Origin of the sequence: Klebsiella sp. 10-1 (assembly GCF_009758445.1) — a bacterium.
GTDB lineage: Bacteria > Pseudomonadota > Gammaproteobacteria > Enterobacterales > Enterobacteriaceae > Klebsiella > Klebsiella scottii.
Map to the genome: position 1 here is coordinate 189,423 of NZ_WQRE01000002.1, position 14,671 is coordinate 204,093.

General features: G+C 57.7%; 9 protein-coding genes. 1 reads left to right on the top strand and 8 read right to left on the bottom strand.

The annotated features are described in order from the left end of the window. Positions 1-39 precede the first annotated feature (39 nt). The 5 genes from eno to rlmD all read right to left on the bottom strand — a co-directional run bounded on the left by eno (position 40) and on the right by rlmD (position 7,898). Positions 40-1,338 carry a phosphopyruvate hydratase gene (gene eno, locus GO007_RS08995; protein WP_095098626.1) on the bottom strand — a complete coding sequence of 433 codons (1,299 nt, stop codon included), beginning with the start codon at positions 1,336-1,338 and terminating at the stop codon, positions 40-42. A gap of 80 nt (positions 1,339-1,418) precedes the next feature. Further along, positions 1,419-3,056, bottom strand: a complete 1,638-nt coding sequence (gene pyrG, locus GO007_RS09000) for a glutamine hydrolyzing CTP synthase (protein ID WP_095098629.1) — start codon at positions 3,054-3,056, stop codon at positions 1,419-1,421. Positions 3,057-3,279: 223 nt separating this feature from the next. After that, a complete protein-coding gene (gene mazG / locus GO007_RS09005) occupies positions 3,280-4,071 on the bottom strand; it encodes a nucleoside triphosphate pyrophosphohydrolase (protein WP_095098632.1) in 792 nt (263 codons plus the stop codon). A gap of 117 nt (positions 4,072-4,188) precedes the next feature. After that, positions 4,189-6,426 (bottom strand): GTP diphosphokinase, encoded by a 2,238-nt coding sequence (gene relA / locus GO007_RS09010; RefSeq protein WP_095098635.1) that lies wholly within the window; start codon positions 6,424-6,426, stop codon positions 4,189-4,191. Between the two features lie 167 nt (positions 6,427-6,593). Beyond that, the gene (rlmD, locus tag GO007_RS09015) at positions 6,594-7,898 is read right to left on the bottom strand and encodes a 23S rRNA (uracil(1939)-C(5))-methyltransferase RlmD (RefSeq protein WP_095098637.1); all 1,305 of its coding nucleotides are present in this window, start codon (positions 7,896-7,898) and stop codon (positions 6,594-6,596) included. A 57-nt stretch (positions 7,899-7,955) separates the two neighbouring features. On the opposite strand from rlmD, the gene barA reads away from it, so the two are divergent. After that, positions 7,956-10,709, top strand: coding sequence for a two-component sensor histidine kinase BarA (gene barA / locus GO007_RS09020; RefSeq protein WP_095098640.1), 2,754 nt, complete (start codon positions 7,956-7,958; stop codon positions 10,707-10,709). 50 nt (positions 10,710-10,759) lie between these two features. On the opposite strand, the gene GO007_RS09025 is transcribed toward barA, so the two are convergent. The 3 genes from GO007_RS09025 to GO007_RS09035 all read right to left on the bottom strand — a co-directional run bounded on the left by GO007_RS09025 (position 10,760) and on the right by GO007_RS09035 (position 14,669). Continuing rightward, positions 10,760-11,899 (bottom strand): glycerate kinase, encoded by a 1,140-nt coding sequence (locus tag GO007_RS09025; protein WP_095098642.1) that lies wholly within the window; start codon positions 11,897-11,899, stop codon positions 10,760-10,762. Between the two features lie 70 nt (positions 11,900-11,969). Then, positions 11,970-13,310 (bottom strand): glucarate dehydratase, encoded by a 1,341-nt coding sequence (gene gudD, locus GO007_RS09030; RefSeq protein WP_095098644.1) that lies wholly within the window; start codon positions 13,308-13,310, stop codon positions 11,970-11,972. An 18-nt stretch (positions 13,311-13,328) separates the two neighbouring features. After that, on the bottom strand, positions 13,329-14,669 hold the full coding sequence (locus tag GO007_RS09035; protein WP_095098646.1) for an enolase C-terminal domain-like protein: 1,341 nt from the start codon (positions 14,667-14,669) through the stop codon (positions 13,329-13,331). Positions 14,670-14,671 lie beyond the last annotated feature (2 nt).

Genomic DNA, 14,671 nt, shown 5'->3' on the forward strand with positions numbered 1-14,671 from the left:
GTCCGCAGACTGGCATTTTTATATCAGATAAAGACCGGCTTATGCCTGACCTTTGATCTCTTTACGACCGTTGTACGGTGCTTTTTCGCCCAGAGCTTCTTCGATACGAATCAGCTGGTTGTATTTAGCAACGCGGTCAGAACGGCTCATAGAACCGGTTTTGATCTGGCCTGCAGCGGTACCAACAGCCAGGTCAGCGATGGTAGCGTCTTCAGTTTCGCCTGAACGGTGAGAGATAACGGCAGTGTAGCCAGCGTCTTTCGCCATTTTGATCGCAGCCAGAGTTTCGGTCAGAGAACCGATCTGGTTGAATTTGATCAGGATGGAGTTAACGATGCCTTTGTCGATACCTTCTTTCAGGATCTTGGTGTTGGTTACGAACAGATCGTCACCAACCAGCTGGATTTTGTCGCCCAGAACTTTAGTCTGGTATGCAAAGCCGTCCCAGTCAGATTCGTCCAGACCGTCTTCGATAGAAACGATCGGGTACTGTTTGGTCAGGTCTTCCAGGAAGTGAGTGAACTCTTCAGAGCTGAACGCTTTGTTGCCTTCGCCAGCCAGAACGTATTTACCGTCTTTGTAGAATTCAGAAGCCGCGCAGTCCATCGCCAGAGTGATGTCTGTGCCCAGCTCGTAGCCAGCAGCTTTAACCGCTTCAGCGATAACCGCCAGAGCTTCAGCGTTGGAACCCAGGTTCGGCGCGTAGCCGCCTTCGTCACCAACTGCAGTGTTCATGCCTTTAGCTTTCAGAACTTTAGCCAGGTTATGGAACACTTCAGAACCCATACGTACGGCTTCTTTCAGGGATTTAGCGCCAACCGGCTGAATCATAAATTCCTGGATGTCGACGTTGTTGTCCGCGTGCTCGCCGCCGTTGATGATGTTCATCATCGGAACCGGCATGGAGTATTTGCCCGGGGTACCGTTCAGCTCGGCGATGTGTTCGAACAGCGGCTGACCTTTAGCAGCGGCTGCTGCCTTGGCGTTCGCCAGGGACACGGCCAGGATTGCGTTCGCACCGAAGTTAGATTTGTTTTCAGTACCGTCCAGATCGATCATGATCTTGTCGATGCCGGCCTGGTCTTTGGCGTCTTTGCCAAGGATTGCCTGAGCGATCGGGCCGTTAACCGCGCCAACAGCTTTCAGTACGCCTTTGCCCATGAAACGGGATTTGTCGCCATCGCGCAGTTCCAGCGCTTCGCGGGAACCAGTAGAAGCACCTGACGGAGCTGCTGCCATACCAACGAAACCACCTTCCAGGTGTACTTCGGCTTCAACAGTCGGGTTACCACGGGAGTCGATGATTTCACGACCGATGACTTTAACGATTTTGGACATTAGATTTTCCTCAGTACAAGTTAAACTAAAACTCCAGACAAACAATGCACCCGGATGGGTGCATTGCCGTTCTAACTCTTTTACTTCGCCTGACGCTTCTGATACTCGCTTGCCGCTTTCACAAAACCTGCAAACAGCGGATGGCCATCGCGTGGCGTAGAAGTAAACTCCGGGTGGAACTGGCAGGCCACAAACCACGGATGGTTCGGCACCTCGATGATCTCGACCAACTGATCGTCCCCGGAACGGCCCGCAACGCGCAGGCCCGCATTTTCAATAGGTTTCAACAACATGTTGTTGACTTCGTAACGGTGACGATGGCGCTCGGTGATTGTCGGCTCGCCGTACAGCTGGCGCACCAGGCTCTCTTCGTCCAGCTGGCACTGCTGCGCGCCCAGGCGCATGGTGCCGCCGAGATCGCTTCTCTCAGTACGAACTTCAACGTTGCCTTCTTCATCACGCCATTCGGTAATCAGCGCCACTACCGGGAACTTACAGTCTGGCACAAATTCCGTGGAGTTGGCGTTCTCCATCCCCGCTACGTTGCGCGCGAACTCAATCAGCGCAACCTGCATGCCCAGGCAAATACCCAGGTATGGAATATTGTTTTCACGCGCAAAGCGCGCGGTGGCAATCTTACCTTCAACGCCGCGGTAGCCGAAGCCGCCCGGGATCAGGATAGCATCTAAATTCTTCAGAATTTCGACGCCGCGCGTTTCCACATCCTGCGAATCAATCAGCTTGATGTTCACGGTCACGCGATTTTTCAGACCGCCGTGTTTCAGCGCTTCAATCACCGATTTGTAGGCATCCGGCAGCTCAATGTACTTGCCGACCATACCGATGGTGACTTCGCCTGCCGGGTTAGCCTCTTCGTAGATAACCTGTTCCCATTCGGCCAGGTTTGCTTCCGGGCAGTTCAAGCTGAATCGTTTACAAATATAATCGTCCAGCCCCTGAGATTTCAACAGGCCTGGAATTTTATAAATGGAATCGACATCTTTCAGAGAAATAACGGCCTTTTCCGGGACGTTACAGAACAATGCAATTTTAGCACGTTCGTTCGCCGGTACCGCCCGATCGGAGCGACAGATCAGAATATCTGGCTGAATACCGATAGAAAGCAGCTCTTTTACGGAGTGCTGAGTCGGTTTGGTTTTGACTTCACCGGCTGCTGCCATGTACGGCACCAGGGTCAAATGCATAAACAGGGTATGCTCACGGCCGATTTCTACCGCCATCTGGCGAATAGCTTCGAGGAACGGCAGGGATTCGATATCACCCACGGTACCGCCGATTTCAACCAGCACCACGTCGTGACCTTCGCCACCGGCAAGCACGCGCTCTTTAATGGCATTAGTAATGTGCGGAATGACCTGTACGGTTGCGCCCAGGTAATCACCACGGCGCTCTTTGCGCAGAACGTCGGAGTAAATACGGCCCGTAGTGAAGTTATTGCGGCGACTCATTTTGGTACGGATGAAACGCTCGTAATGACCCAGGTCCAGATCGGTTTCAGCGCCGTCTTCAGTAACGAACACTTCCCCGTGTTGGATAGGGCTCATGGTACCCGGATCGACGTTGATGTACGGATCCAGTTTCATCATGGTCACGTTAAGCCCACGGGCTTCGAGAATAGCTGCGAGGGAAGCTGCGGCAATGCCTTTACCCAGAGAGGATACGACCCCGCCGGTCACAAAAATATAGTTCGTTGTCATGCTGAACCTGAGAAGTTAGGGTGAAACGATGGAATAACCAGGACGGGAAAGTAGTATACCCGAACACGACGAGCGCCACAAACTTTCATTCTCCGTCTCCTTTCCAGGTCATGACAATCATAAGGAGTGAGAAAATAGCTCCTTTTGGGTAAATGTTTTTGACGCAAATCAAGCGCTTGTCATTTAAAAAATCACACAAATTGCGCTTGATCGCAAAATTTCGTTAGAGATCAGTTTCCTGCCGCTTTACCTCTTGCCACACTTCTTCCATGGTATCGAGGTCAACGCCGGTCATCTCCAGCCCGCGAGCGGTCACAATCCGCTCAACTTCGCGGAAGCGACGCTCAAATTTCAGGTTGGCTTTTTGCAGGGCGACTTCGGCTTTAACGCCTAAATGGCGGGATAAATTGACCGTCGCAAACAGCAGATCGCCAACTTCCTCCTCCAGTTTAGCTTCATCTACCACCGCCTGCTGCACTTCGTGCATCACCTCATCGATCTCCTCGTGCACTTTGTCCAGCACCGGACCGAGCGAGGTCCAGTCAAAGCCAACCCCCGAGCAGCGTTTTTGTATTTTATGCGCGCGCATCAGCGCCGGCAGGCTATGCGGAATATCATCCAGCGCGGAGTGCTGGGATTTTTCCGCCCGCTCGGCGCTTTTAATCTCTTCCCAGCGCGCCAGCACTTCCGCGCTGGTACCGGCGCTGGCATCGCCGAAGATATGCGGATGGCGGCGCTCCAGCTTGTCGCTGATAGCGGCGCAAACGTCGTCAAACGCAAAACGCCCTTCTTCCTGCGCCATCTGGGCGTAGAACACTACCTGGAACAGCAGGTCTCCCAGCTCGCCGCGCAGATCGTCGAAATCTTCGCGGGCGATAGCATCCAGCACTTCATACGTTTCTTCGAGGGTATAGGGAGCAATGGTGGCAAAAGTCTGCTCTTTATCCCACGGGCAGCCGTTCTCCGGGTCGCGCAGCCGTTGCATTATCCCGAGCAGGCGGTCGATTTGAGTCATGGTGATTCCTTGCAAAATGTTGGTCTTTTTCGCTTCCCCCGGTGAAAACGCAGGAGAAAATCAGCGCGGTTGCCCTCTCCCCGGAGGAGAGAGGGTCATGGATGGAGGGATAAACCATTACCCGCCGTGCAGGCGGCGGGCATCAATAACATCCGGCACCTGGTTCAGCTTGCCGAGCACGCGGCCCAGCACCTGCAGGTTATAGATTTCGATATTCATATCGATGGTGGCCAGCTGCTGTTTCGTATCGCTACGGCTGGCAACGCCCAGCACGTTGACCTTCTCGTTGGCGAGGATGGTGGTGATATCGCGCAGCAGCCCGCTGCGATCGTTGGCGACCACGCGCACCACCAGCGAGTAGCCCGCCGAATAGCTCTCCCCCCAGACCGCATCAACGATCCGCTCCGGCGCGTGCGACTGCAGCTCCGCCAGCTGATCGCAGTCAGCCCGGTGCACCGAGATCCCGCGCCCCTGGGTGATAAAGCCGACGATCTCATCGCCGGGGATCGGCTGACAGCAGCGCGCGATGTGGTGCATCAGGTTGCCGACGCCTTCCACAACTACCCGACCGTTGTCTTTGCTGCGATTCTGCGGCGCCCAGCTCTTCTGCTGCAGCTGCTTCAGCGCCGCCGCATCCTGCTCGGCCGCGCTCGGCTTGTTGAACTGCGCCTGCAGGAAGTTGACCATCTGGTTAAGGCGAATATCTCCGCCGCCAATGGCCGCCAGCAGCTCATCCAGCTCGTTGAAGTTGTAGCGCGGCAGCAGATGTTTTTCTGCATCCTTCAGGCTGATGCCAAGATGCTCAAGCTCATCGTCAAGGATCTGCCGCCCGGCGATAATATTCTTGTCGCGATCCTGCTTGCGGAACCAGGCGTGAATTTTGGAGCGCCCGCGGCTGGTGGTCACATAGCCGAGGTTCGGGTTCAGCCAGTCGCGGCTTGGATTGGGCTGCTTCTGGGTGATGATTTCAATCTGATCGCCCATTTGCAGCTGATAGGTAAACGGCACAATGCGTCCGCTAATTTTCGCCCCGATGCAGCGGTGGCCGACATCGCTGTGGATATGGTAGGCGAAATCGAGCGGCGTCGAGCCGGCGGGTAAATCCACGACGTCGCCTTTCGGCGTAAAGACGTAAACCCGGTCGTCAAAGACCTGGCTACGCACTTCATCCAGCATTTCGCCAGAATCCGCCATCTCTTCCTGCCAGGCGATCAGCTTACGCAGCCAGGCGATGCGGTCTTCGTAACCGCGCCCGCCGCCCACCGCTGCGCCAGCGCCCTCTTTGTACTTCCAGTGCGCGGCGACGCCCAGCTCGGCATCCTCATGCATCTGGCGAGTACGAATTTGAATTTCTACCGTTTTGCCGCCGGGACCGAGCACCACGGTATGAATAGACTGGTAGCCGTTAGGTTTCGGATTAGCGACGTAGTCATCGAACTCATCCGGCAGGTGGCGATAGTGGGTGTGGACTATCCCCAACGCGGCGTAGCAGTCCTGCAGGCGCTCAGCGACAATGCGCACCGCCCGCACGTCAAACAGCTCATCAAAGGTGAGATGCTTTTTCTGCATTTTCCGCCAGATGCTGTAGATATGCTTCGGCCGGCCGTACACTTCGGCCTTAACGCCTTCCGTTTTCATTTCTGAGCGCAGGTGGCCGACGAATTCGTCAATGTAGTGTTCGCGGTCGATTCGCCGCTCGTGCAGCAGCTTCGCGATGCGCTTATATTCGTCAGGATGCAGGTAGCGGAAGCAGTAATCCTCCAGCTCCCACTTCAGCTGGCCGATACCTAAGCGGTTGGCCAGCGGCGCGTAGATATTGGTGCACTCTTTCGCCGCCAGAACCCGTTCATCTTCGGGCTCGTCTTTGACTTCCCGCAGGTGGGCAATACGTTCGGCAAGCTTGATGACCACACAGCGGAAATCGTCGACCATCGCCAGCAGCATGCGGCGAATGTTATCCACCTGTTCGGAGGAGACGGAGTCGGTGTGGGTCGCCTTGAGCTGGCGGATGGCCGCCATGTCGCGCACGCCGTGGATCAGGGTCACCACGGATTTGCCGACGCTCTCCTGCATCACCTCTTCGCTGACGACTTCGCCGTCCGCCAGCGGGAACAGCATCGCGGCCCGCAGCGTATCGATGTCCATGCTCAATGTGGAGAGGATTTCAACCATCTCCACGCCGCGCCATAGCAGGAGGTCCGCGCGCGGATGTCCCTGCGTTTGCTCGCGACAATAGTCCCAGGTTTCGGCTAAGCGTTCACACGACTGCTGGCTGGAAATTCCCAGACTCGCGATCCATTTATTCGGGTCAAATTCACCAGCTTTATTTAAATGTGCACTTCTTACCGCAACCATTGTCCTCTCCTTAAGGGACCTGGCCTGCCGAAGTCGGCAAGCCTCAACTTTTACACGTCATCCTGCAAATCGTATCAGCGCCGGCTTCCGTCGCCCACCTCAGTCGCTGAGCTGCGCAAGCCGCTGAGGATTTACTCTACTGCCACCTCGATGCGATTCGTATGATTTTATGTAAGCTTGTGCTCAAACAGCACCATTGATTCCAGATGCCCGGTGTGCGGGAACATATCCAGCATCGCCAGGCGTTGGATTTTATACCCCGCCTCTAAAAGCAGTTCGCTATCGCGCGCCAGCGTCGCCGGGTTACAGGAGACATAGACTACGCGCTGCGGGGCCAATTTTATAATATGTAACATCACGCCGGCCGCACCGGCTCTTGCCGGGTCGAGCAATATTTTATCAAAGCCATGCTTCGCCCAGGCCTGGCGCGTCACGTCCTCTTCCAGATTTTCGTGGAAGAATGTGACGTTATGCAGATTGTTAAGCGCGGCGTTTTCGCGCCCCTTCTCGACCAGGGCAGGAACGCCTTCAACGCCGACAACCTGCCCGGCGCGCTGCGCCAGCGGTAGGGTAAAATTACCCATTCCGCAGAACAGATCCAGCACCCGGTCCTGCGGCTGAATATCCAGCCACTCGAGGGCCGTACGCACCATCAGCTGGTTAACGCCATCGTTAACCTGAATAAAGTCGCGCGGACTGAACACTAAGCGTAGTCCGTCTGACGTATACCATGGCGCTTCCCCGGCAATATGTTCAAGTATCTCGCTTTGCGGCGCCAGGTACAGGGAAAGACCGTGAGATTGCGAAAATCGTTCCAGTTTTTCTTTATCGCCGGCGGGCAGCGCAGCGGTATGACGCAATACCATCAGCGGCCCGTTATCGGCCTGCACCAGCTCAACGTGGCCCAGCTGACGCATGGATTTCAGACCGCTCAGACATTCGCGCACCGCCGGCAGCAGCGCATCAAGAGCGGGCGCCAAAACGGGGCACTGCACCACGTCGACGATGTCGCTGGAGCTGGCCTGACGAAAGCCCATCTGTAATTGTTGGGTCTTTGGCTGATAATTCAAGCTCAGGCGCGCGCGTCGACGATAGCCCCACGGCGAAGCGGCTATAATCTCATCGACATCGCGCTTCATCAGCCGACCGAGCGCGGCGCGCTTGCTTTGCTGCTGTAGCTCAACGCTGGCATGCTGCTGCTGGCAGCCGCCGCAGACGCCAAAGTGCGGGCAGCGCGGCGTCTGGCGCTGCGGGCTGTCGTTCAGGCGGCGTTTAACCCTAGCGTGAGCGTACTGTTTTTTATCGTCAACCAGCACGACCTCGGCCTGCTCCTGCGGCAGCAGGCCGCGAACAAATAGCGCTTTTCCCTGGTGACGAGCAACGCCCTGACCAAAGGGATCGAGGTCATTGACTGTAACGGTTATGATCTGGCGCGTCGTCACACGCCGTTTTGCAGAGTAGAATTGCGCCATCGTAGAGATTTGTCTCAATCAAATATACTGACTCTTATTCTCCCATAACGGAACCGCATGACCAACTACAGCCTACGTGCTCGCATGATGATTCTTATTCTGGCACCTACCGTACTTATTGGTTTGTTGCTCAGTATTTTCTTCGTCGCGCATCGCTACCACGACCTGCAGCGGCAGCTGGAAGACGCCGGAGCCAGTATTATCGAGCCGCTGGCGGTCTCCAGTGAATATGGCATGAATCTGCAAAACCGCGAATCTATCGGGCAGCTGATAAGCGTCCTGCACCGTCGTCACTCGGATATTGTGCGCGCAATTTCAATCTATGATTCGCAAAACAAGCTCTTTGTTACCTCCAATTTTCAGCTTAACCCCAGCGAGCTGCGGCTGGAAAAGGGGGCAAAATTCCCCCGCCAGCTCAGCGTGACCCGCAAAGGCGACGTGATGATTCTGCGTACCCCTATCATCTCGGAAAGCTATTCGCCCGATGAGTCGCCGGTGACCGATGCCAAAATGCCCGGCAATATGCTGGGCTACGTGGCCCTCGAACTGGATCTCAAATCGGTACGTCTGCAGCAGTACAAAGAGATTTTTATCTCCAGCGTGATGATGCTGTTCTGTATCGGGATTGCGCTTATTTTCGGCTGGCGGCTGATGCGGGACGTCACCGGGCCAATCCGCAATATGGTGAATACCGTTGACCGCATTCGCCGCGGGCAGCTGGATAGCCGCGTCGAAGGCTTTATGCTCGGCGAGCTGGATATGCTGAAGAACGGCATCAACTCTATGGCGATGTCGCTGGCGGCCTACCATGAAGAGATGCAGCACAATATCGATCAGGCGACGTCGGATCTGCGCGAAACCCTCGAGCAGATGGAGATCCAAAACGTTGAGCTGGATCTGGCGAAAAAGCGCGCTCAGGAAGCCGCGCGCATAAAATCAGAGTTCCTCGCCAATATGTCCCACGAGCTGCGAACGCCGCTTAACGGCGTGATCGGCTTTACCCGCCTGACCCTGAAAACCGATTTAAATACCACCCAGCGCGATCATCTGACGACCATCGAGCGCTCCGCCAACAACCTGCTGGCTATCATCAACGACGTGCTGGACTTTTCCAAGCTGGAAGCAGGGAAGCTTATTCTTGAGAGCATCCCTTTCCTGCTGCGCAATGCGCTGGATGAGGTGGTGACCCTGCTGGCCCACTCGGCGCACGATAAGGGACTGGAGCTGACGCTGAACATCAAAAATGATGTTCCGGATAATATTATCGGCGACCCGCTGCGCCTGCAGCAGATCATCACCAACCTGGTGGGGAATGCCATCAAGTTCACCGAGCACGGTAATATCGACGTGCTGGTGGAGCAGCGCGCAATCACGAATTCCCGCGTGCAGATCGAGATCCAAATCCACGATACCGGGATCGGCATTCCGGAGCGCGACCAGTCGCGGCTGTTCCAGGCTTTCCGCCAGGCCGATGCCAGCATTTCCCGCCGTCACGGCGGCACCGGGCTGGGGCTGGTCATTACCCAGCGGCTGGTGAAGGAGATGGGGGGCGATATCTCCTTCCACAGCCAGCCTAATCGCGGCTCTACCTTCTGGTTCCATATCAGCCTCGACCTCAACCCGAACGCCATTCCCGATAGCCCGCTCACCGACTGTCTGCGGGGGAAAACGCTGGCCTATATCGAAGCCAACGCGGCGGCGGCCCAGTGCACGATGGAGCTGCTGGCCAGCACGCCGCTGGAAGTGGTCTACAGCCCGACGTTCTCTGCTCTGCCGGAGACGCATTACGATATTCTGCTGGCCGGCATTCCGGTTTCAATGCGCGACCTTAATCAGCAGAAGGATAAGCTCACAAAAGCCTGTTCGATGGCCGATCATTTACTTCTCGCGCTCCCCTGCCACGCGCAGATAAACGCCGAAGCGCTGAAGCGCGAGGGCGTGGCCGCCTGCCTGCTTAAACCGCTGACCTCAACCCGGTTACTCCCAGCGCTAACGGCCTCCTGTCGGGTACAGCCGGCGGTGATGCTGCCGCATACGGACAGCAGCAAGCTGCCGATGACGGTCATGGCGGTTGACGATAACCCGGCAAACCTGAAGCTTATCGGCGTGCTGCTGGAAGACCTGGTCCAGCACGTCACGCTATGCGAGAGCGGCCAGCGCTCCGTGGAGCTGGCCAAGCAGATGCAGCTGGATCTGGTGCTGATGGATATTCAGATGCCGGATATGGACGGCATTCGCGCCTGCGAGCTCATCCGCCACCTCCCTCACCATCAGCAAACGCCGGTCATCGCGGTCACGGCCCACGCGCTGGAGGGACAAAAAGCGAAGCTGCTGAGCGCCGGCATGAACGATTACCTGGCGAAACCGATTGAAGAGGACAAGCTGCACAGCCTGCTGCTGCGCTACCAGCCGGGAATGCACGCCGCCGCGCCGCTGGCGGCCGACATCATTGAAGCCCCGGTCGATCATAACGTTACCCTCAGCTGGCAGCTGGCGCTACGGCAGGCGGCGATGAAGCCGGATCTGGCGCGGGAGATGCTGCAGATGCTGCTCACCTTTATGCCGGAGGTTCGTAACAAGGTTGAAGAGCAGCTGGTGGGCGAAGAGCCGGAAGGGCTGCTGGATTTGATTCATAAGCTTCACGGGAGCTGCAGCTACAGCGGCGTGCCGCGGCTGAAGAAGCTGTGTCAGACCATCGAGAGCCAGCTGCGCGCGGGAACCACCGCCGAGGATCTGGAGCCCGAGCTTCTGGAGCTGCTGGATGAGATGGATAACGTCACGCGGGAAGCGTGCAAGCTGATGGGCATCTAGCCCGGCTGACTCTGCGGGTCCAGGCAACGACCCGGCCCCGCGGAGCGCAGCTACAGTCTGTGCCCCATTTTCAGTATCGCCGCCACGTTGCGCGCCGTCATGCGCACATTATCGGCGGCATTTTCCAGCGCCTCTTCAAGCGTGCACACGGAATAGAGCACGCTGAAGACCGCATCCAGCCCGTGCTGATGCACAACGCCCACGTCTGCGGTCAGGCTGCCGGCAATGCCAATCACCGGGATATTGTAGCTTTTCGCCACCTTAGCCACCCCAACCGGCACCTTGCCGTGGATAGTCTGGCTGTCAATGCGCCCTTCGCCGGTGATAACCAGGTCAGCGTCCGCCACCCGCTCCGCGAGGTGCAGCGCGTCGGTCACAATCTCAATACCTGGGCGCAGCCTCGCCCCGCAAAAAGCGTAGAGCGCGGCGCCCATTCCGCCCGCCGCTCCGCCGCCCTCAAGATTGAGGACATCAATGTCGAGGTCGCGATGGATAATTTGCGCGAAATGCGCCAGCGCGCGATCGAGGCGAGCGATCATCTCCTGCGTCGCCCCTTTCTGCGGGCCAAATACCGCCGTTGCGCCTTCCGGGCCGGTTAGCGGGTTGGTCACGTCGCAGGCAACCTCGATGCGGCAATCCGCCAGCCGTTGATCCAGCTCGCTGAGGTCAATCTTCGCCAGCTGCTCCAGCGCCGCGCCGCCGGCCGCGATCTGCCGGTTATCTTTCGTCAGCAGCTTTGCGCCCAGCGCCTGCACCATCCCGGCGCCGCCGTCGTTAGTGGCGCTGCCGCCGATACCGATAATAATTTGCTTCACGCCGCTGTCCAGCGCGTGGCGGATCAGCTCGCCGGTCCCCCAGCTGGTGGTGAGCAGCGGATTGCGGCGCGCCGGCGGTACGCTTTCCAGACCGCTGGCCGCCGCCATTTCGATATAGGCGCAGCGTTCGTCGCCGGAAAGGCCGTAAAAAGCGTTCACCGGCTCGCCGAGAGGGCCGGTAACGACAGCCCGCACCAGATGCCCCTGAGTGGCGGCGACCATCGCTTCAACGGTCCCCTCCCCGCCGTCGGCGACCGGTAGCTTGAGGTACTCTGCGTCGGGATAAATCTCCCTGAACCCCTGCTCTATCGCGGTCGCTACGCCCAGCGCACTCAGGCTCTCCTTATAGGAATCCGGTGCAATTACTATTTTCATAAGCTGTCCTTAACATGAACCAACGCCAGCTATCCAAAAGCTACCGGCTCCCGCAGGAACCGGTTTGTCCTCAGCGCACCATGCACGGGCGCTTGTTGTCAAACGTCCACTCGGGGATCAGATACTGCATCGCCATCGCATCGTCGCGAGCGCCCAGACCGTGCTTTTTATATAGTTCATTAGCCTGCATAACGCGGTCCATATCGAGCTCTACGCCAAGGCCAGGCGTCGACGGTACCTGCACCATACCACCTTTGATCTCAAAAGGTTGTCTGGTCAAACGCTGATTCCCTTCCTGCCAGATCCAGTGGGTATCAATGGCGGTGATCCTGCCCGGCGCCGCCGCCGCGACGTGGGTGAACATCGCCAGCGAGATATCAAAATGGTTATTGGAATGCGAACCCCAGGTCAGGCCAAATTCATGACACATCTGGGCAACGCGAACCGATCCCTGCATGGTCCAGAAGTGCGGATCGGCCAGCGGGATATCAACCGACTGCAGCGACAGGGTGTGCCCCATCTGCCGCCAGTCGGTGGCAATCATATTGGTCGCCGTCGGCAGACCGGTGGCGCGGCGGAATTCAGCCATCACCTCACGGCCGGAGAACCCCTGTTCAGCTCCGCACGGATCTTCCGCGTAGGCCAGCACCCCTTTCAGCTGTTTACCAATGGCGATGGCCTCATCGAGCAGCCAGGCGCCGTTCGGGTCAAGCGTCACCCGCGCCTGCGGGAAGCGTTTCGCCAGCGCGACGATGGACTCTGCTTCCTCCTCGCCGGCCAGCACGCCGCCTTTGAGTTTGAAATCGTTGAAGCCATACTTTTCGTAGGCCGCTTCCGCCAGGCGCACGACGGCGTCCGGGGTCATGGCCTCTTCGTGGCGCAGCCGGTACCAGTCACACTTCTCATCCGTTTGGCTCTGGTAGGCCAGCGGCGTGGCCTGGCGGTTACCGACGAAGAACAGGTAGCCAAGCATTTCCACTTCGCTACGCTGCTGCCCGTCGCCCAGCAGCGAAGCCACGTTCACGCCAAGGTGCTGCCCAAGCAGATCCAGCAGAGCCGCTTCAATCCCGGTCACTACATGAATAGTGGTACGCAGGTCAAAGGTTTGCAAACCGCGGCCGCCGGCATCGCGGTCGGCAAACTGCTGGCGAACGGCGCCCAGCACGTTTTTATATTCGCCGAGCGTTTTGCCGACAACCAGCGCCGCGGCATCCTCCAGCGTCTGGCGGATTTTCTCTCCGCCAGGAATTTCGCCCACTCCGGTATGACCCGAGTTATCTTTAATAATCACAATATTGCGGGTGAAGTACGGGGCGTGCGCGCCGCTGAGATTCATCAGCATGCTGTCGTGACCGGCCACCGGGATAACCTGCATAGAGGTGACTACCGGCGTTGAGAATTGCGTCGTCATTATTGAATCCTTTTCTAATTAATCGCGGCCGAAAACGGGACGTTTGCGGTCAAATTTCCAACCTGGGATCAGGTACTGCATCGGCCCTGCGTCGTTACGCGCCCCTCCGGGCAGCGTCTTATAGGCCTCGTGCGCTTTTTGCACCTGCTCCCAGTCCAGCTCCACACCCAGACCCGGTGCGTCCGGTACGGCAATCTTGCCGTTTTCAATCTGCAGCGGATTTTTGGTCAGGCGGCAGTCGCCCTCCTGCCAAATCCAGTGGGTATCGATGGCGGTCGGATTGCCCGGCGCCGCCGCGCCGACATGGGTAAACATGGCCAGAGAAATATCGAAGTGGTTATTTGAGTGGCAGCCCCACGTCAGCCCCCAGTCATCGCACAGCTGCGCGACCCGCACCGCGCCGGACAGCGTCCAGAAGTGCGGATCGGCGAGCGGTATATCCACCGCATTGAGCATCACCGCGTGCCCCATTTCACGCCAGTTAGTGGCAATCATATTGGTTGCGACCGGCAGGCCGGTGGCGCGGCGGAATTCCGCCATCACTTCCCGACCGGAAAATCCCTGTTCGGCGCCGCAGGGATCTTCGGCGTAGGTCAGCACATCCTGCAGGCCTTTACAGAGTTCAATGGCTTCATCAAGCAGCCAGGCGCCGTTCGGATCGACGGTAATACGCGCATCCGGGAACCGTTTTTTCAGCGCGCGAGCGGTGTCAATCTCCTGCTCGCCCGGCAGCACGCCGCCCTTAAGCTTGAAATCTTTAAAGCCGTAGCGATCCTGAGCGGCTTCGGCGAGGCGGACCACCGCTTCGCCGCTCAGCGCCTCCTGATGCCGCAGGTGGTACCAGTCGTGCTGGCCTGGGGTGGTCTCCAGATACGGCAGATCCGTTTTATTGCGATCGCCGATATAGAAGAGATAGCCCAGAACGGTGACCGCGTCGCGCTGTTTGCCCGGTCCCAGCAGTTCGCAGACCGGAACATTCAGCGCTTTGCCCAGCAGATCCAGCAGCGCAGCTTCCAGCGCCGCGACCGCGTTAACCCGCAGTTCAAAGGTCCAGGCGCCTTTACCGAACGTGTCGAAATCCGCCGCCTGATTACCTTTATGTACCTGCTGAACCACTTTGTTCAGGCGCGCAATTTCCTGCCCCAGCACCTGCGGAATAGCGTCCACCAGCGTCTGATAGATCACCTCGCCGCCGGGGGCCTCGCCGATACCGGTGTTGCCCGCGCTGTCGGTGAGTACCACAATATTGCGGGTAAACCAGGCGTTGTGCGCGCCGCCAATATTCAGCAGCATACTGTCATGCCCGGCAACCGGGATCACCTTCATGTCGGTGACGATCGGAGTAGATTGAGTATTCATCG